Raw genomic sequence first — 19,854 nt, forward strand, 5'->3', positions numbered from 1 at the left:
GTATCAATCCAGCAGCTACCCCGGGACAACCTCGTAACACCGGTGTTACCGGTCACGGGGCCCACCGACTGCGGCCCGGCCTACCACCGACCGACCGGGCGTGGGTCCGCTATTTCCCGCCACCGTGATGTCCGGGTGTGTGGCCGCTATTGCCCGGCGGGCTACCGCCGTGGCCCGGTGTCTGGCCGCTGTTGCCGGGACCGTTGCCGCGGTGGCCCCGCGCGTGACCGCTGTTGCCGGGTGCCTCGTCGGCGTCGTCCGTCCGGTCCGACGGCTCGTAGGCGTCAAACAGCGGGAAGGAGTGATTAAACGCCGCCGTCTCGAGGACCGCAGGATCGTCCGCGAGGTTCCGATCCGGGTCGACGACCCGATCCGTGTTGAACCGGAGGTCCGTCCCGAGTTGGGCGGCGAGTCGATTCAGGTGTCGGGTGTGATCGGCGTCGGCCGCCGCGCTGCCCAGCAGGACGACCGCGCCGCCCGCGTTCCGATACTCGCGCAACGCGAGGCAATCGCCGACCGCGAGTTCGTGCGCGGGCGCGGAGAGCAAAACGGCACGCGGCGGCTCCGATTCGTCGGGCAGCGTGCGCTCGAGATCGTTTATCTGGCGGAGCCGTTCGTCGACCCCCTCGAGATACCGGCGGTAGTACTTACAGTCCTCGAGGGAGAGCGAGCCCGCGGCGTTGAACTGACCCTGTCCGCCGGCGAGTATCACGTCGCCGTCGGTCTCGGAGAGGCAGTCGATCAGGTTCGTCAGGAACGGGAAGTTGCCGTAGCCGCTCGTGTCCGCGCCGAAGCCCTCGTCCGCCTCGTAGCGTTCGTCGATCAGCAGCCCACCGACGAGCGCCACCCGTCGCCGTTCATCGACGCCGACCAGCGGAACGTCGCCGTCGTAGGCGACGCCATCGCCCTCGAGGTGCTGCTCGGCGCTCGCGGCCGCCGAGACGGCGACCCGCTCGTCCCGGACGCGACCGCCGGTCCGGCCCCGAGCGCTGCGAATGCTCCGGGCCGATGGGACGAACAGGTCTTCGACAGGCTCGTTGCGAATGGCGGTGCGCGCGTCGACATCGGATGCCGACCAGACCCCTCGGCCCGCCGCGAGGGCGTTCTCCTCGAGCGCGGCGAACTCGTCGTGGGCCGCGAAGCCCGACGAGTAGACGCGGGCGTACCCGTCCGCGACGATCCGTCGGTTGTAGTTCACGGCGAACGAGCCGGCGTCGAAGTCGGCCGTGAAGTCGTCGGGATCGTAGTGGAGGTACCCCAACAGTCGCCCGTAGTTCCCGCGTATCGGCTCCGCCTCGTCGAAGGTGATCTTGACGTGGCGACCCTCGAGATCACCCTCGTCGACCGCCGCGCCGTCGGGTGCCAGCCGCTCGAGGGCGAACGCCGCCGCGCGCTCCCCCCAGTCGTGGAGGTGAGCGGTCGCGTCGTCGGGAATGCCGACCCACTCCCTGGGGCTGGCCGCCGTCGGCGGCGTCTCCGCAGTATCGACGCCGACGTTGCGAACGATCTCGCGGTGGCCGTACTCGGTGTCGAACTCGACCTCGACGGTGTCGCCGTCGAACACGCGGGTGATTCGTCCGTAGTACTCTCCGTGGCGGTCGAACTCGATCCCGATTCCGTCCCGCCCGTCGAAGTAGTCGAATGCGGGCGAGAACTCCGTCGCGACCGGCTCGTAGACCGGACCGGCGTTTCGGACCTCGTCTTCGACCTGTCCCCCGTTGAACCGGAAGGCGAGGTCGAGTCGCTCGGCGATCTCGTTCAGAATCCCCGTTCGATCGTTCCCGCCGAAGTCCGACTGATCGAACAGGAAGAGCGCGCCCCCGTCGGCGACGAACGACTCGAGGGCCGCGAGTTCCGACTCATCGAAGGTCGACTGGGGCGTCGTGATCACGAGTCCGTCGGCGTCCGCCAGCCCGACCGATCCCGACTCGTTCGGGACGTACGTCTCGTCGACGGCCGCCGTCGTGAACACGTGCTCGTCCCAGCCAGACGTATCGTCGGCGACCTGATCCGCGTTGAACCGGAACCCGAGGTCGAGTCGCGCGGCGATCTCATTGAGGGCACCCGTCTCGTCGTGGCCGCCGTAATCGGACTGGTCGTGGAGCAAGACGGCCCCGCCGTCGGCGACGAACGACTCGAGGGCCGCGAGTTCGGCGTCGGTAAACGCTGTCGCGGGCGTCGTGATCACGACCGCATCGGCGTCGGGAGCCGTCGTTTCGTCCGCCCCGTCGCTCGCACCCTCGAGAACCGCCCGCAGGTCGTCGGCGGCGGTGACGGTGTACCCGTCGCCCTCGGCGTCGGCGATGAACGTCTCGAACCGGTCGGTATCGCAGTACTGGTCGTGGCTCTCGTCCCAGTAGACGGTCCCGCCGTCGATCACCGCGTCCCAGACGCCCCGGACGAACGCCCGGTTCTCCTCGTGATCGCTGTCGTCCTCGACGAGCGGCGCACCGATCCCGACCACCCGATCGTCGCGGGTGAGCAGCGGAATCCGCTCGGCGTCGCCGTACTCGACGGCATCGGACCCAGTCCGATCGCCGTTCGTCGCCGTCGGTTCCGCCCACGCCAGGACCTCCAGGTCGTCGTCCGCGGTGAGGTGTGCCTCGGTCAGCACGTCGCCACCGGGTGCTACCTGACTCGCCGTCGAATAGAACTGCAGGGTCGTTCCATCGGTTGCGAACTCCTCGAGCGCCCGGAGTTCGTAGCCGTTGTCGTCGGCATAGCGCCGGAAGGTGTCGTGTCTCGAGAGGTCCCAATACTGCTCGTGACTCTCGTCCCACAGCACCGTCCCCTCCGGCCCCAGCAGTTGCTCCCAGGCGTTCAGGACGAACTCCTCGTTGCCGACAGTGAAACCGCCGCGCTCGTCGCTGAGAAAGCCGGCACTGCCGATTCCCATCACGGTGCCGTCCTGCGTGATCAGCGGGATGCGTGCGTCCTCGTATGAGACGACATCAGCGTCGTCCGTTCCGTCGTCGGTACTCGTCACGTACGCGTTCTCGGACGCCCACGCGACGACGTGTTCCTCATCGGTGAGTGGCCCATACGCCGCGCTCACCTGTGACGCCGTCGAGTAAAACGAGAGGGACTCGAGTCCATCGCCGGACGCCGAGTCGGTAGTCGTAACCGCGTCGGACGATCGGGATAGCGCGAGCGCACCCGTCGTCGTCCCGAGCAACGAGACGAACGCTCGACGATCGATACCGCTCTCACCGATGGCTCGAAACGAGACCATACTCTCGCTGCGATTGTTTCGCACGTGAGTGTTCCTAATAGTAATATATCGACGTATGTAGAGTATCGATCGTCGCCTCGTTCAACTCCCATCGCTCGAGTAACTTTCCGGTACTGCGGTGGCACGGTGGTGGTGATCACTGTGGAACCGAGCGGCGAAGGTTTCGTTCGATTCGAGCTAGCCTCTCGTATGCCTGTTAACAGTGAGTGTATCATATACGACGAAAAGAGAGGCTGGAAGAACGAGAACCCAGCCAGCGTAAGAGAGGGGTGGCGATTCGAGCAATGCAAGGTAGACCCCAACGAGAAGTGCAATACCGGAGATAAGGCGGCTCATCGCGAACCACCGCCCCGTTGAGTAGTGCCGGACTGTAGTGATCGCTTGCTAGACCGCGATCCGAGAGAACCAATAAACAAATATCGTCTTAATTGCATTTCAGTATTATGAACGAACAACAAGGTGCTCCGCAGTCTAACCCTCCAATAAAGAACGTTCTGGTCGTCTCTGCAATCATTCTCAGCACCGCCTTTGTTGGGGTTTGGGCCGCCGCCGATAGGGCTAGTCAGGGTCCCATAACGACGTGGATATGGACCGGGATGGGATTTTCCGTGATCTACCTCCTCTACGATATTGCCAACAGTGTGAAGGAACTCACGTACGAGTCCTAACTCCTCAGTACCGCTTGAGGACTGTCCGCCGTCGACACGAACTTCCGATCGGCGAGAGGGTGCGTTCAACCGTTGAACTAAACCTCAATTCTCGGACAGGTCACCGAATCGGTAATCCGTCAAATTTGAGCGACACCGACTGTAACACGGACTTCTGGTTAGCAGTCCGAAAACGATAGTTTTCTGACGGGCACGATGGGATCGGAGCATCTCGGGATTCGCGACGTTAGTAGTGGCAATCATGGGAATCACAGGTCGGGGAGGTAATCGCTGCGCTGTTCAGCCTGTTCGCGGTCCGATCGGCGGTCGTAGTGCCGATCGAGAATATCCTCGCTCGCGTTGAGGCGATCTTTGACGACTCGTCGAGGAACGTCCTCGCGTCGGTAGAAGGTCACCCGGCCGCTTCGGAGATCGTGCGGGGACCGCGACGAGGGACACTTGCTCGCGTGATCGAGATGGGTCGCGTCGCAGGTCTCGACATCCCGATCGTGCGGGCACGGTTCGCCGCGCCAGCACGGACGCGTAACGCGGTACAGCGTGGTCCGAAACGTGTTCCCCGCCGGTCGGCCGTACTCGGTCGTGAGAAGCGGCTCACGGCCGTGGTCGTCGGTCACGTCGTGGCGGTGGTACTCGATATAGTCCTCGAGGTAGCTGGCCGTCTTTTCGCTAATCCGGTTCCAGCGCGTCCCCTTATCCTGATTCTTGAGCGGTGTCTCAGTGTCGGGACGGTGAACGAACTGGACCGCGGGACCGGTCACCCGCGGGTGGCTCCCGTCGAGATCGAGGTCGCGGAGATCGAGCCCGCGGACGGCACCGGTTCGTGCGCCGGTCCGCCACAGCAGGAGAACGATGATGTGGTCGCGAGACGCGGGCTGTGCGTGTTCCAGATAGTCGAGAATCTCGATTGCCCGTTCTGGCCTCAGAGTCGTTTCCGATACGTCCTCGCCGTTTTTCATCGTCGGCAGCGTGACCTGCTCGTACAACTCCGCGGGGACGGCATCGATGTTCGCCGCGAATCGCAGGAATCGACGTAACGACGCGAGTTGACCCTTGAGCGTGACCAACTTGATCGGGCCGCGACCGTCGCCTTTCCCCTCGCGACGCCACGTCCGATACTTATACAAATCCCGTCCGGAGAGGGTCGTTAGATCCGTTATGTCGTTCTCATCGCAGAACTGGATGAACGACTCGAGCCGGTATCGCTCGCTCTCACGAGTCGAATCCGCGTGCTCGTCGCGCATCGCGTCATGATACATTTCGACCGCTTCATGCGGCGGAATGGGATCGAGATCGTCACTCATCCCGATCGCCTCCGTTCCAGTTCTCCGGACTGCCCCACCGGAACTCGGGGCCGTCGTCCTCGAGTTGGTCGCGTTCGAATAGGCGATCGTGAATCCACGTCTGGAGTGCGGGGCCGGACCGATCGTGCGGCGGATGGTCCGGCATGTGATGCTCGTCGACGCGAGCCGAGAGATCATCGAGACAGGCGATCATCTCACAGAGGACCGCGTTCTGGTACCGCATCTCCGTCGCGATCGCTTCCATCGCCGCCGTCTGTCGCTCGGCCGCGTCGGCCTGGCGCTCGAGCGCCTCGAGCTGTGCCTCCAAGGCGAGGAACTCGTCACTCCCCATCGTGATCACCCTCCCCAGAACCGTCGGTCGCGGCAATCTCGAGTTCACACGCGTCCGCGAGTCGCTCGAGGCGCTGGCGGAGCAGCCCGCGCCCATCGTCGGTGAGGGCGTATTGGTTCGTCCGCTTGTCGAGCGTGGACTTCTCGACGAGCCCGCGCTCGACGAGCGTATCGAGGTTCGGGTACAGCCGCCCGTGATTCACGTCGCCGTACTGGGGCTCGAGCCGGTGTTTGATCGCGAGCCCGTAACAGGTCTCATCGGCGCGCTCGAGACGAGCGATTGACTCCAGGGCGTCGCGCTGGAATCCAGTGAGATTTCCCCACGTCGTGCCGCCGTCGGCTACGAGTCGCTGATTAGAACCGGTCGATGCATCGGTCGTGTCGAGGCTTTCAAGACCCCGCGAAGTGTCGTCGTACATGGCTTGCGTGCCTGACTCACGCGAGCCGCGCGGACCCGGTGTCCCAAGCACCGGCCCGCATTTTCCGAGCGGACCCAACGGACAGTCGGGCCCACGTGAAACTCGCGTTGGGTAACCAGTAGCTACTGCAACACAATAAATCCTTACACGGTACTGTTTCATATCTCGAAGCATATTGTTTCCAAAAACGGCCCTTTCGAATAACGTAAACAGGGTTAGCGTAAGTGGCAGAATATGAGGAAAAGGGGCCAGTGGATGCAGCTTCCGACTGATGATCTGATTCTGGAACTCCTCAACAAGGATATCGAACTTGGTCCCACGGCAATCGCTAGAAATATCGATAAAGGACGTTCGACTGTACACAAGCGTCTGAATGTCTTGGTTGATGTAGAATTCATAGAACGGGTCGATGAGGGATATTACGCGATCACTGACGAAGGCCAAGCCTACCTCGAGGGAGATCTCGACGCGGACGACCTCGAGCCGGATACCGAGTGATCGGTGTCCGAGTCTCGTCGGTGCGGAGCGAACGCTTATCAGCGTCTTTCTCCTACGTGGCGGTATATGGCGAGTGCGACACGACGTGACCGAAACGAGGGCGTCGAGTTCGTCCACGAAGACGACGGGAGTATTACCGCCGTCGACCTCGAGACCGGCGTTGCATCGTTCGGCGACTCCAAGTCCGAAGCACTGTCGATGCTCGCGGAAGCCCTCGAACTGCACGAGGGCGGCGGCGAGCCGGTCACAGACGCGGATCTCGAAGAATGGGGGCTCGATCCCGACGCGACCGGTGACAAGGAACTCCCCGAGTTCATGCAGTAGATGGTTCGGACGACGTTTTCCGGACGGGAAATCGCGAAGGTTCTTCAGGATCACGGGTTCCGTCCAATCGACCGAACGGGAAGCCACCTGAAGCTCCGATACGAACACCCTGAAACAGACGAGGTACGGACCGTCACTGTTCCGATGCATTCCGAAGACAAGATCCCGACCGGGACGATGCGATCGATCGCTAATCAATGCGGTGCAGAGGACTTCCACGCCTGGTGCGAGTGGATCGACAATAACCGGTAGGCTCATTTCTCGACCCCCTCGAGTCCGGTCCGCCGAATTATCGGCTCGATCCAGTTGGGGAGTTCGTCGTCAACGCGCTGTCCGTTCTGGTTAAGAACCATAACGAGAGCCGCAGTATCGTCGTTCACGCCGAACACCCAGTGACGGCCGCCGTCCATTCGGATATCAACGCGTGCGGTATTCGTCGGCGTGCCGGTGATCTCTACCGACGCGGTGCCAGCCAGTGTCTCGACCTCGAAACCACCGAGCGAATCGCTTTCCGGTGGCGCTTTGGTTGCACTCTCGGACATACACGGCTCAAGGTGCGTCGCGACCATATTCCTACAGCGGCAGTGGCCGGAAACAGCCGAAATCCGCTCTACACTGTGAGAACGGGTTAAAGAGACGCTGTATCCCGTGGCCGGAAAATGACCGGAAAGTATCCGGAAAGCAAGAACCGCATCACGGCTCAGGGACGAAGTAATTCTTTCCGCGACCCGCGCCGGTCGACTCGAGCAAGCCGTACTTGTCGACCAGCGTTGAGAGGTAGCGCCGCCGAGTCCGGTTCGGTTTCGGATCTGCGGCCCGTTCTTCGTACGTCGCGTGCAACTCGGTCACGCCGATCTCCTCGGCGTCCGAGACGATATCGTACAGGAGCCGTTTGTGGGTTCCTAATGAGTTGATATGGTCCTGTCGGAGATCTTGACGCGCCTCGTCGTGGACCGCATCGATATCCTCGAGCGTGATTTGGGATCGATCCGAGTGATCGACCCGCCGAGTTGACTTCCCGAGTAGCTTGATCGCCTTACGTGCATCGCCAGCTGCGAGGTCAGCGATGTACTCGATCGCGTCCCGACCGATCACGCCGGGTCGGAGCCCGGCATCGATCCGCGCCAAGAGGATATCGATCAATTCGTCGTTGGTGAACTTCCGCAACCGAATCGTCTCCGCGCTCGAGAAGCGGGATTTGACGCGTCCATTCAACCGGTGGTTCGCGAAAAAGTCGTCCTCGTCGATCGTGATCGCGACGATCGTTACGTTCGGGAGATCCCCGAGCCCCAAGAGCAGCGTTTCGTCCTCGAGCGTGTCGACCTCGTCGAGAATCGCAACGATATGGTCGTCGGTCTCTCGGAACTCGTCGATGAACGTGCTGGTAGCGGTCCCGTCCCTCGATAGGTGGTTTCCAATCCCTGAGTCCTGAGCAAGCCCATGGAGGACCTCGGTTTTCGAAGAGCCCGACATACAGTTCCAATACGCCCGGCGGACACCGAACGATTCCTCACGGAGTTTCCGAACGACGAACTTTGCGAGGGTCGTTTTCCCTGACCCTGACGGACTGAATATAAGGCTGTGTTCGCCGCCAACACCCTGTGTCAGCGGTTCCAATGCCGTTGCAAGTTGACTAATTTTTCCGTCCCGATGCTCGAGATCTTTGGGGACATAGGTGGTCTCGAGCGCTCGAGCATTAGTAATCATACTCCAAATGTATCGACAATAAGAATATAAGTACTAGGCTTGGCTACAGAAACCTTGCAACTACATGACGAAGCGGATTTCTATTCCCGCTTAGAAACACTATCTGAGTAGCCTATGATCCAGCTATTAGCTTTTCTTGGTTGGAATTTGAATATTGCTAGTATAATTCTTGGAGCAATTATTGGAATAGTTATCCGAGCATTTCTCGGACCATATGTGAATTCAATAGCAACATCAATTTATATCCGCCTGAATGCTCCAAAGTATGAACCGCCGGAATTAGATGTTGAAGTAGTAAAAGAGAGTACAGTGTATCCAGAAGGAAAACCAATTGACTATTATGATGGGCTAATCTGGGATAATGAGTACAGCGTATATCGTTTTGTCGTATCTAATAAGGGAACACGTGATATAGAGAATCTCAATATAGTGATCCCACTACCCGGATATAGTGTCTATACAAACACAGATGGTGAGTCAATCAGTGGAAACTACAATATTTCTCCACTATTTGTAACCAGAGTCCAAACAACAGGCGATTCTTGTGTGTCAGAGAAAAACTGTTCTTACCAAATAAAAAAAGATAAGCTAGCTCCGGATAACGCACTAGCAGTTGAATTTGTAGTCTCTCAAGAGTTCAAGAAATGTGATCTCCTACGTGCATACAGTCCCCGTCCAGAGGTGTCAGCATCATTCGATTGGTATATCAATGGAAATAGAGAATCTGAAACAGAACACTTTGATTTGGTTAAACTTAGGAGAGAATACAACAATGCACTATATCTAATTGACAATTGTACAGAGGGCCCATCTGGAAAAGAAATAGACAGACCATACTTTATAGCTCTAGTCGGCATAGAAGATGGCGATATTGATAATGCTATAGAGGAGAATTGTATGAATACCGACCTGACAGAATAGTTGTGGTGGATCTATACCCAAGGGGTCGTACGTCGACGAAATCCAATTCCCGATTTTGCACATCAATTTCGAGTCGGGGTGTGCAAATTCTCCCTCGTACCGAGACGATCGTCGCGATGATCACGTCGGGCACTGACCCCGATCGGCCGCTCTTTATATGTACTCGGGATTTGAGTCACCGCAAATACCTAGGATTTCGAGGGGGATGTGCAAATTAGGATGCGAATCCAGACAACCGACGCTCGAGAACGGAAATGGAAGTACCTGAAGGAAGCGACCGGTGAAAGTACGGTTTCGGGCGCGCTCGATATGGCTGCAGACTACTATCTCAAGATGAGCGGGGACACGACCGCACAGCCGAATGGCTGCGTACCTGAACTAATCCGACGCGCTGACCAGGAAGGATCACTCACTGCATCGGAAATCGTGGAGATTCTTGATGTCGACGAACTCCCTCTTGAGTACCAATCAACGTGGACTATCGGTGAATAGCACGGGTCTTCGATCATCAATCAGTACTCCGTTTTCAAGGTTCAGAAGCGAGCTCCATCCAGTTTATTGAGTCTCGCGACCGCGGAGAGCATGCGCAATATTCGTCAGTCGCTCATCTTTCGACGTAAACTCGAAGGACGAGTTTGGAGTATGGAGAGTAAGGACCGCTCTCCGCAGTAGAAACCCGACTATTAATACCGCAACACCTGATAAAAACCCGATAACTGCCAAGCCCAATAGTGGAATCTGAAATATGGATAGAACCGTGAATAAAAGGATTGATCCACAAATCAAGCCGCACCCCCAGTAGAGATAGTCTCGCGGATATCGAGGTGCCTCATACTCGATAGAATTCACTCCGTGGAGTGAGATATCTGAAACGCCTTTTTGACGTACGAATACGACGCGGTTAGACGTGACCGCGAGCTTTCCTTTTCTACTCTCAGACATTCCGTGCCTGGTATCATACGCTTCGACTCCTGCAACAATTGATTCGTTCTTTTGCAAATACTCGTCGAGTCTCATGCCGTCTATCTCATGATAACAGTATATCGATATAAACTTTGGTAACTTAATCCTCCACTCGATTTCAGCAGCGGTGGCCTCGTCAGTCAAACGATGAATTACATCTCGATCTCCTCGACCAGTTCGAGCGTCCATTCGCCGTCGTCGACGTGACGGATGTGGACGTGATGTTCGCCGTCGATCTCGCCGTCCGCATTGAGAAGGCCCTCAACGCGGAGGTCGTCTTTCGGGAGCGTGACGCCCGCCGAGTTCTGATCCAACTGTCTAAGTTTGTTCAATGCCATGTAGCGAGCGGCAATCCGCCTTGGTATAAAGGTTGGTGAGAATCGGTTCTGCTGATATATGGCCGTGGTTTTGCTCATGTTTTCCTCTTATCCGAGAAGCGAGCGTGCGTATGGCTCTAAGCCTACCACAGAAGTTCGTTCCCGGCGCGGTGCGTCGGGAGGACGGTATCGATCTGACGGACAGCATCCTCGCCCCGATCTTCGTGCTCGCATCGTTCTCGATCGGCGCGGTCGGCACGCTCGAGTTCAGCGAGCCGCTGAATCTCTCGCTGGCTGACGCGCTCTATTCGGCGCACGGGACTGAGATTACCTATGCCTTCGTGATCTCGATGGGGGTGCTCGTCGTCGGGTGGCTCACCAACGAGAACACGCCCGAGGACTACACGGACGTTGAAACCGTCGTCATGCTCCTGGCGGTCCTACTGAACGTGCTCGGCGCGCTCGTACCCGCCGTCTCGGTTGCCCTGGAATCGATGTGGTACGTCGGCTGGTTCACGGTCTTCCTGAACGGCGCGGCGTTCTACCTGATCGCCTACAAGTAACTCGGAGGTTCAACCAATGAATTTCAACGTTTTCGACGGTAAGACGGCCGAGTGGTACGGAACTGTGATTACGGGGTACATCGTGGCTGCGTCGACGGTCACGGTCGCCCTGGCCGTGGCGATCGCCGCGGGGGTGATCTGAATGGCAGCCCAACGCCCACGGCCCACAGCCCACCGCGCGTTCTCCCTCCTGCTCGCGGTCCTCCTGGTCGGCTCGATCGTCGCGCCGATCGCCGCGGCTCCGGTGGCTGCAGAAGACAATTCGATGTCCTTTGAGGGGACCTGTGAGTCGCCGCTGCAGTATGTCTTGGCGATCTCGTGCGGTCACGCGGACTTCGCTGATGACGGGATCGATCAGGATCAGGCTGCGTCGTCGATCGAGAAAGACATCCACGTCGGCGCGACGGGGATCAAAGCGTCCCAAGATTCGACAGATCAGTTGCTGCGGAACTATTTGCAGGACACGGATTCGATCGCCTCAATGGAGGCGCGAAATGCCTTTGCCGAGTCCTATGAGAACGGTGAGAGCCCGTCAGTCGCCGATACGCGCGCTCAGGCTGCGATCAACGACTATTACTCGCGACTGCAGATTCAGGTGCTCGAAGAAACGTCCGTGAACAGTGAGCAACTGGCCTATTACGCGAATGTCTCACAGAACGAATCCGAGATTATAGACGGATTCGTGCATGTGAATGCTGGATCGACCGAGGAAAGTTATCCGACTGGGAAGACCGTTGAACAGGATGTTGAATTAGCCAACGGGTCCGTCCATTCGGTCACTCTGCCCGAAATCCATCTCCGAAATGGAGATGAATACCACAAAGACACGGCTGTTAATGTCTTTTCTGACAAATGGGAGGACGGCAGATATATCAACATCTATATGGAGAACCAAGATGGGACCGGCGGCTCGACTGCCGAATACTACGGTTCAGTCCATCTCCTGAATTCCGGATCGCTTGAGTCCAAAACGGTCTATGACTACCGGATCGCGCGTGAGCGATTCGATGAGATCGGCAATCAATCCGATGCGGTCGTCTCGAACTATGAGGGCGGGACCGCTCAAGAGTTCTACGACGCGCTCGATGCTGGCGAGATCGAGGTCGAGGACCTCCGCGGCGCAGAAGGCATGGTTCGCTATCTGAGCGGAGATGCGAACGCGACCGACGACCGATATCAGTATGCCCTCCGGAGTGTGCTGGACATGAACCGCGGCTCGCTCGAGTCGACCATGGTGGTCGAGTTCGAGGGGGCAACCGACGAAACGCGAGTCGTCAACGAAACTGACGGCTCGGTCTCCTACGAGTACAATCACGTCAACGAGACCTATGAGGGCTTGCTGTTCTCGAGTGAGACACCGACGGGCGGTTTCGAGACCGGAGTGACCTACAACGTCAGCGATCTCGAGGGGACGCAGAAGATGGTCACGGGCGGTCCTGACGGGGATTCGTCGGACGTCGTCTTTTATCGAGGAGAGTTCGAGATCAAAGAAATGTACGACGGTGACGGCAACGAGATCAACCAGACCGATCTCACAGACCAGCCGGAGTACGGCACCTTCAACGCGACAGAGTATTTGGAGGTGATGCAGCAAGCCAAAGAAGACCGCGGGGCGATCACCTCCGACGACGATACCGGCGGCGGCATCGGGTTGCCGGACAACCCCTTCGACGGGGGCGGCGGCGGTGGCGCGTTCGTCGGACTCGTCATCATCGGTGCGCTCGTGGTCGTGATCGCTGTCGTCGTTGTTCAATCCGACTCATGAAACGCACAGTCACACTGCTGACCATCGCCCTCTGCTGTGGGCTTATGGGCATGGGCAGTATGGGCGCTGTCGCGCAGAACACGACCGCAAACGCAACCGTCCAGAGCGGCCAACTCGACGGCGATCTCACCGCCGCCGACACCCTCGAGAATAGCGAGACGATCCGCTACAACGACATGACACGGATCGTTGGCTGGGAGTTCGACGAGGACCGCGTGCAAGTGGCCGTCGCGACGAACGTCAGTACCTCGGTCGCGATCTCCGATGCCCTCGCTGGCGTCGGCCAGGAAGGAGCCGTCCAGGTCCCCGAGACCACCGTCGACCTCGAGCGGGGAGTGCACGTGATCACGGTCCCAGTCGAGACGGTCCGGGGCGGCTCGGCCGTCGGCGTCACCGTCGACGGTGCGACCGTCCGCCTCTCGACGGCGATGGACGACCAACAGGAAGCCAACCCGTTCGCTACGTTCGGCGGTGAGAGCGGCCTATTCACTGGCGTTGGCATGACCGTTATCCTCGCGGTCATCGGCGCGTGGTGGGTCATCCGCTCGGAGAATAGCGGGGTGATCGAAGCGTGAGTCCCGAAACGAGCGGGACCTTCGGCGGCTGGGCCGATCGGCTGACCTACGTGATCGCCGAGGGTCAGCTGGTCGTCGCTGGGTGCGCGGTCACTCTCGGCGCGCTGTTGCTCCTGATTCGACCCGAGATTCCCGGTGTGCCGCCAGTTGCGAAGGGAATCTTCGCCTCGCTGTTGCTCATGGGGCCGCCGCTGCTGGGACTGTTCGTGACCGGAGCCCGGAAGCTCCGCAATCGAAATATGGAGGAAGTCTACCACATCAACGGCGTCGACGACACCCGGCGGAAGCTCTACGTCGCGCCCGAAGTCTGGACAGAGAAGACCGTCGAGGGCCCGTCACCGTACCAGGTGAACGATGGTGACGCCTTCGAAGTCCGCGAGTTCACCTATCACGAGGACACCGACCAACTCGTCGTTCGCGGCTGCTACTTCAGCCAACTCGCCGACTCCAAACTCGTCACCATCAAGGCCATGCTCGAGGACGTCCACGGCGATCTCATCGATGCCTTTCTCGAGTACAATCGACTCCGCGGACGGATCTCGAAAATGGGTCTCGAGATCCAGCGCGACGTGGTCAACGAGGAAGCCGAGGCCGACGAGCGCGGGCTTATGAACCCGCGAACGACGGTCAAAGACCGCTTCGAAGCCGCCAAGGACGATGCCGAAGCCCGCGACGTAGACGAAATCAAGGACATCTCCCAGTACGTCGACGACTACACCGACGATCACGGCCCGCGAACACCGGTCGACACGAACGAATCGGCCCCGAAACAACCCGCAGCAGCCGACGGAGGAACGGATCGATGAGCGACGAACAGGACAACTTCACCGTCGGCGGCTTTCGCGAGTACCAGGGGAACAACCTCGAGCGCGATCCCGACGAGGTGCTGCCGCACTCGGGGTTCGTCCGCGACGAACAGATCGACCGGCAGTTGACTGTCCGCGCCTTGCACCACGATCCCGACCGCTGGGAGGGCAAGGCCGCAGCCACCTACATGGACGTGGGGAAGAACCGCGATATTCTCCGTGGCGAAGGCAGCCATACGGCCCGTGACGCCCTCGAGAACGGGGACACGCTGACGCTGAAACACTACATCGGCGACCCGAGCCAACAGGCGGACCTCTCGGGCATCAAGGCGATCACTCGCCTGCAGGAGATCGTCGCCGGGCCCGCACCCGTGATCGTCGTCCTCGGAGAAATGGGTGCCGGCAAAACGAACCTCGCGTGTCTCCTCCTGCAGTTGCGTGATCGGTGGGTCGACGGCGACCTGCTCGTCGGGTCGAACATCCGCACGCTCCCGCGCAATGACGACTGGGTTCGCGACGACGGCACCGTCGAGGACGGCTGGATTCCCAATTTCCCGCTGCTCGAGGAATGGGTCGGCCAAGACGGTGATCCGATCGAGAACCCTCAGCAGCCGAAAGCGTTCGTCGGCGACGAGTTCTCGACGAACGCCTCGGGCACCGGCTCGGACGGCCAGAAAGTCCGGAAGCTGATGGGGCCGCTCGTGTTCAAGATCCGCAAGTACAACGGGATGCTCATCTATATCGGCCACGACGAATCGTCGATTCACCCGATGCTCTGGCGCGTCGGCACGATCATCAAAAAGCCCGACCGCAACCAGAAGGGCAAGGCGATCGTCGCCGACCGGATTTCCGGCGGCAAGCTGCAGGACGTGGACCCACGGCCGTTCACCGGCATTCCGCCCGCCGACTTCGAGCCCCACACCAACGACGAGGCCGACTGGTCCTGGTCCGCTCCCTCGAGCGATAAGGACGACGGACCGGCGCTCGAGCGCGACGACGTGAAACAGGTGGCGATGTGGACGATCAAGACCTGCGTCGAGGATCAGGGAATGTCTCCAAATGCGGCGTCGAAGTACGTTCCCTTCAGCGACACGACCGTCTACAATTGGTTGGATGACTACCGTGAGGGCGACTCGGAAAAGCGTGACTGGGTTGAAACAGTCAATCGGGTAATCGCATGACAGCGCGGCGATTCCAATCTTCCAAGTTCAAGCAACCCCCCTTTAGAGAGAGGCCCACCGCCCACAGCCCACCGCGCGTGCTCCCTGACGGGAGCGACGCGACCGATGGGCCCGCGGTGCGGGGGCAGCGGAGGAGTATATATAACGGCGCGCGACGCGCGTGGTCCGCGTGAATCGCTCGAAGCGAGCCAATCACTTCGGCACTGCCGTCGAGAAACGGATGGCCGAAAAGCGTCGGTTCGACCTCGAGCGGGCGAGCTGGCACGACGCCCGGTTCGGGAACGGAACGCCGGTCGAGATCAAGTCGACCATGCACGAACACGCGGACGGCCAGCCTGGTAACTGGAAGGTCTATCGCGAGTACCACGAAAAACTCCGGCGTCACGACGGCTGGTACTGTTTTGCCGTCTACCGGCCACATGGGCGCTCGGGCTGTACGGTCCTCCGGGACAAGATGGTTCGTGCAGGAAATCTCCCGCTTCTCCGCTGGCACGGTGGCGGCGATCACCGTGGGACCGAACAGGCGAAGGTTTCGATCGACAGTGTATTCTAGGATGTTATTTAGACTATATTGACCAGGTTTTCACAAGAAGATTAGCGAGGTCTTTTGTTCTCTGGTCAATCTGGTTATACTCCCAATCATCGTACTCACAAAGTTGCTTGGTCATTCCGAATTCTGATGTTCTGTACTCTCGCTTTTTCGTCTGGAATGGATTTGCTCCTGCTCTGGCATTCTGTCTTTCCGTCAATAGTGTAATATTACCCAATCTCTGGCAATATGTATTGAACCTATCCTCATCGTGTTCTAACTTTGAGCGCCATGAGGAATATTTATCTTTACTGAAGGCTTTACGGGGCGCAATATGTTCAATTTGCACATCAGAGAACGTATGATTGTCGTCATAGCCAACACCGTTAAAATGCATTCGCTCTATCTCTAATAGAATATATTTTGTTAGCCTATTCTGTTTAAATGGTCTGGTTTTAATAGTTTCAACAAGTGCAGAATCTGTTGGTGTATCTTCTTCTATAATTGTACGTATATGTTCTAAGAGTTCTTCATCAGAACTACCAGAATTAGCTATTTTATATATCGGATCGCGGGCTTTTGAGGCAGTCATATCACTTATATTTATACGAACATTGAGAATATTAGCTAAATCAAGAGCAGATAAGATCGTATCGGGGCTGTCAAAATTCCTGATTAAGTGATACGTGGCTATTCCACCATGTGGGTTCTTGCACCGGAATTGCTTTATTTTCTGATTGATCTCCTTATTCTCACTGTGGGAAAAGCGGCGTATTGAGTAGTTATTAGCAGAAATATATGTTTCTGACTCCTCTTTCAAAAATTCTATAAAATCAGAGATCGACCAGTCGGCATCATCAAGTCTCTCTCGGACAATTTCTTGGAATATCCGGACAAATTGTTCTTTCCACATCTGAAGTGGTGTTTTGAATGGCGATAATGCCAAAATATGTGAAAGTGGTCTCCGGGCACCTGCTTGATCAACCTCTGAGAGATTATCAACTATCTCTAACCACATTCGTTTAATATATTCTGGGTTAGAAGTTTGATTCCGTGCTGCCTCTTCAAACAGGATACTCTTCACAAGATCAATTGCTGCCAGATCCTTTCCACGGTCATTCTCAGTTTGGAAAACTTGATATGCAGAGTTAATATCGGCTGTTTCTGTTCGAATAAGGCTCAAGTCTTTTAGTACAGATTGTCTTATTTCACCTAGCATTTCTTCAGTTATCGAGGTGAGGTGTTCATAATAATAGTCGTAAGCCGCGCCAACCTGTCTTTCTGCCTTTTCTGCATCTCCTTGGTATACCAATTGGTATTGTTTATCGTCCTCAGAATTGTTTAGAAGATATAACCGACGAAGGTTGTCACCATTAATATTGCTAGTAGTGAGTAGTTCAGCCAGTTGGTCTGGTATATTCTCGTACCCTGTTTTTTCTTTATAAACATCACGCATGGCACATATGAGGACAGATAGAGTCGTTAACCGCTGTTGGCCATCGATTATTGCTAATGTCTTTGTTTCACCCTTGTCTTTTTCAACTACGATAATTTGTCCTAGAAAGTGTTTGCCTTCATAATTTACTGCCGAAAGCAGATCCTTCCAAAGATCTCGAAATTCGCTTTCTTCCCATTCATAGGGTCGCTGAAAATCAGGAGTCTGAAAAATGGTGTTTTTTTCACCAAGCAGTTCCCACGCAGTTACTGGGCGTGCATCAAGTTCCAAATCCGAGTCAGCCATATCAGTACTCCATATATTCAATACCCTTATGTCTTTATACCCAATCGATATTACAATGTCCTTTTCATAAATATAGGGATATATTCAGGAGATAATATGGTCCTCTAAATATAGACCTCAATTGAACCTCCGTTTCGTGTGATTCAACTGGAGATCTGCGTGCGGAGGCGGGGCGGGGCACTGTAATTTTTTGCCTCAGTCCCCTTGGGGACACCCGCCAAGGGGGTTTTCGTGCGAAGCGCGAAACGACCCCGCCGGCGTTGCGGTGCGATCGCCGTGCTGACCCCCGTCCTCGAGCCACTGGCTACAACCAGAGTTGCAGAGGAAACGGTGGTGGACAACTTAACTTGCAGAAAAGAGCGGTACCGAGAGTGTTGCCACTACCCGGGCCGGGTCACCGATCGGCGACCGCGCCGACGAATCCAGTCTCAGTTCCGCCGCCGGGAGTCTTCCAGGTCAACTCGACGCCGCGGAGGACCGTCGGATCGTTGCCTGACTTCGACCACTTCTCGAGAGCCTCGCTGGCGATCGTCGCGACGTTCTCGAAACTGTCGGCCTTCAGCCGGGAGAGGATCGTGTCGATCCGCATTCGACGGGGCTCGCCGTTCTCGTCGAACTCGAGGTCGGCACCGTTCTTCGCGAGCCACTCCTGGAAGGGAGAGGACTCGGCGACGTGATCGGCCAGCCCCATGATGTGCTGCATCCGATCGGCGTAGCTCTCGATCGCGTACTCGGCGGACTCGACGAGTGCCCGGAGTTCCTCGCGGTACTTTCGAGCTCGGAACGATACGTCACCTTGATCTAGATCGAGGACTTCCCCGAGATCTTCGATCGCGCGGTAGATCGTCGCCGGGTGCTTCCCCAGCTGGTCGGCGAGATCGTCGACGGTCGCACCGCCGTCCGTCGCGACCGTCTCGGTCACGTCTCGAGCGGTCTCTCCCATATCACGAAGCGTCGTCATCAACAGGTGGTCCGACTTCGCCTCAAGACGCGGCGTCGGGTCTTCGTACAGTTCGACGAGGTCGTCTCGAGCGACGGCGTCGAAGTGATCGTCGGCGATGTAGACACCGCTGCCGTCGGGCCCGAGCGGGATGTCTTCCCAGTGGAGCGCGTTCAACAGCGTCTCCTCGATCTGCTCGGTCACCTCGTGGCGATCGGCCCACGCCCACGCCTCGCCGTCGTTCATCGACTTGTTGACCAAGACTTCTACCTTCGGGTGGTAGGACGGGTGATCCGTCGACACCGCGTCCGGATCTGCCAGCTGGTAGATCTCGAACTTCCGCCCGTAGGTGTGGCCGGGTAGCAGTTCGCCAGCCGACGTGGGGTTCAAGAACAGCCGGTTCTGGTGGTTGACGATCTCCTGATTGTCGATATGGAGTTCGGCTTTCACGCCCTCGAGGTCGGAGAGATAGTGCGCGACCTTCTGTAAGACACCGGCCGACGAGAGTTTTTCATCCCATTCCCGTCGAATCCGGACGTAGCGCTCGTACGCCCACATCCGGCTCGCCGGGTGCGGCTCGGCGCGGAAGTACTCGGGATGTACCCGCTCGCCGGCGTGCTCGAAGATCGCTCCGAAGAACTCCGGTAGGAGCTCGAGACCGCGGTCGGGTTCGATGTTGCTCGTGTGGAACTCGACGTCGACGCCGTCGACCTCGCCGACCTGATTCTCCCACGGGAGCTGCAACCGCTCGCCGCTCTCCCAGTGACGCATGTTCGGGAACCGCGGGCCGATGTTGTACGACGCTTTCCGTTCACCGCGGCCACGACCCTTGATATCCCACTCGTACAGGCGTTCGGCGTTGATACCGTCGGACAGCCGCGGCGCGAACCCCGACTTGCTGTAGCTCACCTCGAGGTGCCAGGGCTCGCCGTCGATCTCGGTCGTGATCTCGAGGTAGCCCTCGAAGGGCGGTCCGAGCATGATCGACGAGAGCGCGTCGTAGGGGCCGCGGCCCCAGTCGGGCCACTTCCATCGGCCGTCGATCTCGTGTGGTGTCGTCTCGACCTGGGACAC

At 58.0% G+C, this 19,854-nt stretch carries 23 protein-coding genes; 13 read left to right on the forward strand and 10 right to left on the reverse strand.

Annotation, left to right across the window (positions count from 1 at the left end; translation table 11 throughout):
* Positions 1 to 109: 109 nt before the first annotated feature.
* Entirely contained in the window at positions 110 to 3,232 is a 3,123-nt protein-coding gene (locus FGF80_RS16520; protein WP_138655213.1) for a thermonuclease family protein, read from the reverse strand.
* A gap of 443 nt (positions 3,233 to 3,675) precedes the next feature.
* Between FGF80_RS16520 and FGF80_RS16525 the strand changes: the two genes are divergently transcribed.
* Complete coding sequence (locus tag FGF80_RS16525; protein WP_006184846.1) at positions 3,676 to 3,900, forward strand: hypothetical protein; 225 nt, start codon at positions 3,676 to 3,678, stop codon at positions 3,898 to 3,900.
* Positions 3,901 to 4,148: 248 nt separating this feature from the next.
* Here FGF80_RS16525 and FGF80_RS16530 read toward each other — a convergent pair whose 3' ends face one another.
* Genes FGF80_RS16530 through FGF80_RS16540 form a run of 3 tightly spaced genes read right to left on the reverse strand, consistent with a single transcriptional unit; the run spans position 4,149 to position 5,950 of the window.
* Positions 4,149 to 5,201: a site-specific integrase gene (locus tag FGF80_RS16530; RefSeq protein ID WP_175417049.1), complete on the reverse strand. Its 1,053-nt coding sequence runs from the start codon at positions 5,199 to 5,201 to the stop codon at positions 4,149 to 4,151.
* A complete protein-coding gene (locus FGF80_RS16535; RefSeq protein ID WP_138655215.1) occupies positions 5,194 to 5,532 on the reverse strand; it encodes a hypothetical protein in 339 nt (112 codons plus the stop codon). Before FGF80_RS16535 ends, FGF80_RS16530 begins: the two co-directional genes overlap by 8 nt.
* Positions 5,522 to 5,950, reverse strand: coding sequence for a PadR family transcriptional regulator (locus tag FGF80_RS16540; protein ID WP_138655217.1), 429 nt, complete (start codon positions 5,948 to 5,950; stop codon positions 5,522 to 5,524). The genes FGF80_RS16535 and FGF80_RS16540 overlap by 11 nt, the downstream gene beginning before the upstream one ends.
* A 234-nt stretch (positions 5,951 to 6,184) precedes the next feature.
* Between FGF80_RS16540 and FGF80_RS16545 the strand changes: the two genes are divergently transcribed.
* The 3 genes from FGF80_RS16545 to FGF80_RS16555 all read left to right on the forward strand — a co-directional run bounded on the left by FGF80_RS16545 (position 6,185) and on the right by FGF80_RS16555 (position 7,024).
* The gene (locus FGF80_RS16545) at positions 6,185 to 6,448 is read left to right on the forward strand and encodes a winged helix-turn-helix domain-containing protein (protein WP_175417050.1); all 264 of its coding nucleotides are present in this window, start codon (positions 6,185 to 6,187) and stop codon (positions 6,446 to 6,448) included.
* Positions 6,449 to 6,514: 66 nt separating this feature from the next.
* On the forward strand, positions 6,515 to 6,772 hold the full coding sequence (locus tag FGF80_RS16550; protein WP_138655219.1) for a type II toxin-antitoxin system HicB family antitoxin: 258 nt from the start codon (positions 6,515 to 6,517) through the stop codon (positions 6,770 to 6,772).
* Positions 6,773 to 7,024, forward strand: a complete 252-nt coding sequence (locus FGF80_RS16555; protein ID WP_007108836.1) for a type II toxin-antitoxin system HicA family toxin — start codon at positions 6,773 to 6,775, stop codon at positions 7,022 to 7,024.
* A gap of 2 nt (positions 7,025 to 7,026) precedes the next feature.
* Here the strand turns inward: FGF80_RS16555 and FGF80_RS16560 are convergent, their stop codons facing one another.
* Together FGF80_RS16560 and FGF80_RS16565 are read right to left on the reverse strand one after the other, a co-directional pair.
* Positions 7,027 to 7,314: a hypothetical protein gene (locus tag FGF80_RS16560; RefSeq protein WP_238705308.1), complete on the reverse strand. Its 288-nt coding sequence runs from the start codon at positions 7,312 to 7,314 to the stop codon at positions 7,027 to 7,029.
* Positions 7,315 to 7,465: 151 nt separating this feature from the next.
* Entirely contained in the window at positions 7,466 to 8,479 is a 1,014-nt protein-coding gene (locus FGF80_RS16565) for a Cdc6/Cdc18 family protein (protein WP_138655223.1), read from the reverse strand.
* A 114-nt stretch (positions 8,480 to 8,593) separates the two neighbouring features.
* Between FGF80_RS16565 and FGF80_RS16570 the strand changes: the two genes are divergently transcribed.
* Positions 8,594 to 9,400: a hypothetical protein gene (locus FGF80_RS16570; RefSeq protein WP_138655225.1), complete on the forward strand. Its 807-nt coding sequence runs from the start codon at positions 8,594 to 8,596 to the stop codon at positions 9,398 to 9,400.
* A 219-nt stretch (positions 9,401 to 9,619) separates the two neighbouring features.
* Complete coding sequence (locus FGF80_RS16575; protein ID WP_138655227.1) at positions 9,620 to 9,892, forward strand: hypothetical protein; 273 nt, start codon at positions 9,620 to 9,622, stop codon at positions 9,890 to 9,892.
* A gap of 63 nt (positions 9,893 to 9,955) precedes the next feature.
* Here the strand turns inward: FGF80_RS16575 and FGF80_RS16580 are convergent, their stop codons facing one another.
* Both FGF80_RS16580 and FGF80_RS16585 read right to left on the reverse strand, forming a co-directional pair.
* Positions 9,956 to 10,507 (reverse strand): hypothetical protein, encoded by a 552-nt coding sequence (locus FGF80_RS16580; RefSeq protein ID WP_238705309.1) that lies wholly within the window; start codon positions 10,505 to 10,507, stop codon positions 9,956 to 9,958.
* 8 nt (positions 10,508 to 10,515) lie between these two features.
* A complete protein-coding gene (locus FGF80_RS16585; protein WP_138655229.1) occupies positions 10,516 to 10,701 on the reverse strand; it encodes a hypothetical protein in 186 nt (61 codons plus the stop codon).
* A 110-nt stretch (positions 10,702 to 10,811) separates the two neighbouring features.
* Between FGF80_RS16585 and FGF80_RS16590 the strand changes: the two genes are divergently transcribed.
* The 7 genes from FGF80_RS16590 (at position 10,812) to FGF80_RS16615 (ending at position 16,123) form a co-directional block, all read left to right on the forward strand.
* Positions 10,812 to 11,243 (forward strand): hypothetical protein, encoded by a 432-nt coding sequence (locus tag FGF80_RS16590; RefSeq protein ID WP_138655231.1) that lies wholly within the window; start codon positions 10,812 to 10,814, stop codon positions 11,241 to 11,243.
* 16 nt (positions 11,244 to 11,259) lie between these two features.
* Complete coding sequence (locus FGF80_RS19815; RefSeq protein WP_269150332.1) at positions 11,260 to 11,385, forward strand: hypothetical protein; 126 nt, start codon at positions 11,260 to 11,262, stop codon at positions 11,383 to 11,385.
* Positions 11,386 to 13,008: a hypothetical protein gene (locus tag FGF80_RS16595; protein WP_138655233.1), complete on the forward strand. Its 1,623-nt coding sequence runs from the start codon at positions 11,386 to 11,388 to the stop codon at positions 13,006 to 13,008.
* Positions 13,005 to 13,583 carry a hypothetical protein gene (locus FGF80_RS16600; protein WP_138655235.1) on the forward strand — a complete coding sequence of 193 codons (579 nt, stop codon included), beginning with the start codon at positions 13,005 to 13,007 and terminating at the stop codon, positions 13,581 to 13,583. Before FGF80_RS16595 ends, FGF80_RS16600 begins: the two co-directional genes overlap by 4 nt.
* Complete coding sequence (locus FGF80_RS16605; protein ID WP_138655237.1) at positions 13,580 to 14,389, forward strand: hypothetical protein; 810 nt, start codon at positions 13,580 to 13,582, stop codon at positions 14,387 to 14,389. Before FGF80_RS16600 ends, FGF80_RS16605 begins: the two co-directional genes overlap by 4 nt.
* A complete protein-coding gene (locus FGF80_RS16610) occupies positions 14,386 to 15,570 on the forward strand; it encodes a hypothetical protein (protein ID WP_138655239.1) in 1,185 nt (394 codons plus the stop codon). Before FGF80_RS16605 ends, FGF80_RS16610 begins: the two co-directional genes overlap by 4 nt.
* 169 nt (positions 15,571 to 15,739) lie before the next feature.
* Complete coding sequence (locus tag FGF80_RS16615; protein WP_138655241.1) at positions 15,740 to 16,123, forward strand: hypothetical protein; 384 nt, start codon at positions 15,740 to 15,742, stop codon at positions 16,121 to 16,123.
* 13 nt (positions 16,124 to 16,136) lie between these two features.
* Here the strand turns inward: FGF80_RS16615 and FGF80_RS16620 are convergent, their stop codons facing one another.
* Positions 16,137 to 17,840 (reverse strand): DUF262 domain-containing protein, encoded by a 1,704-nt coding sequence (locus FGF80_RS16620; RefSeq protein WP_138655243.1) that lies wholly within the window; start codon positions 17,838 to 17,840, stop codon positions 16,137 to 16,139.
* 394 nt (positions 17,841 to 18,234) lie between these two features.
* Complete coding sequence (locus tag FGF80_RS16625) at positions 18,235 to 19,854, reverse strand: DUF7845 domain-containing protein (protein ID WP_138655245.1); 1,620 nt, start codon at positions 19,852 to 19,854, stop codon at positions 18,235 to 18,237.

The organism is Natrinema pallidum, from assembly GCF_005890195.1.
Taxonomy (GTDB): Archaea; Halobacteriota; Halobacteria; order Halobacteriales; family Natrialbaceae; genus Natrinema; species Natrinema pallidum.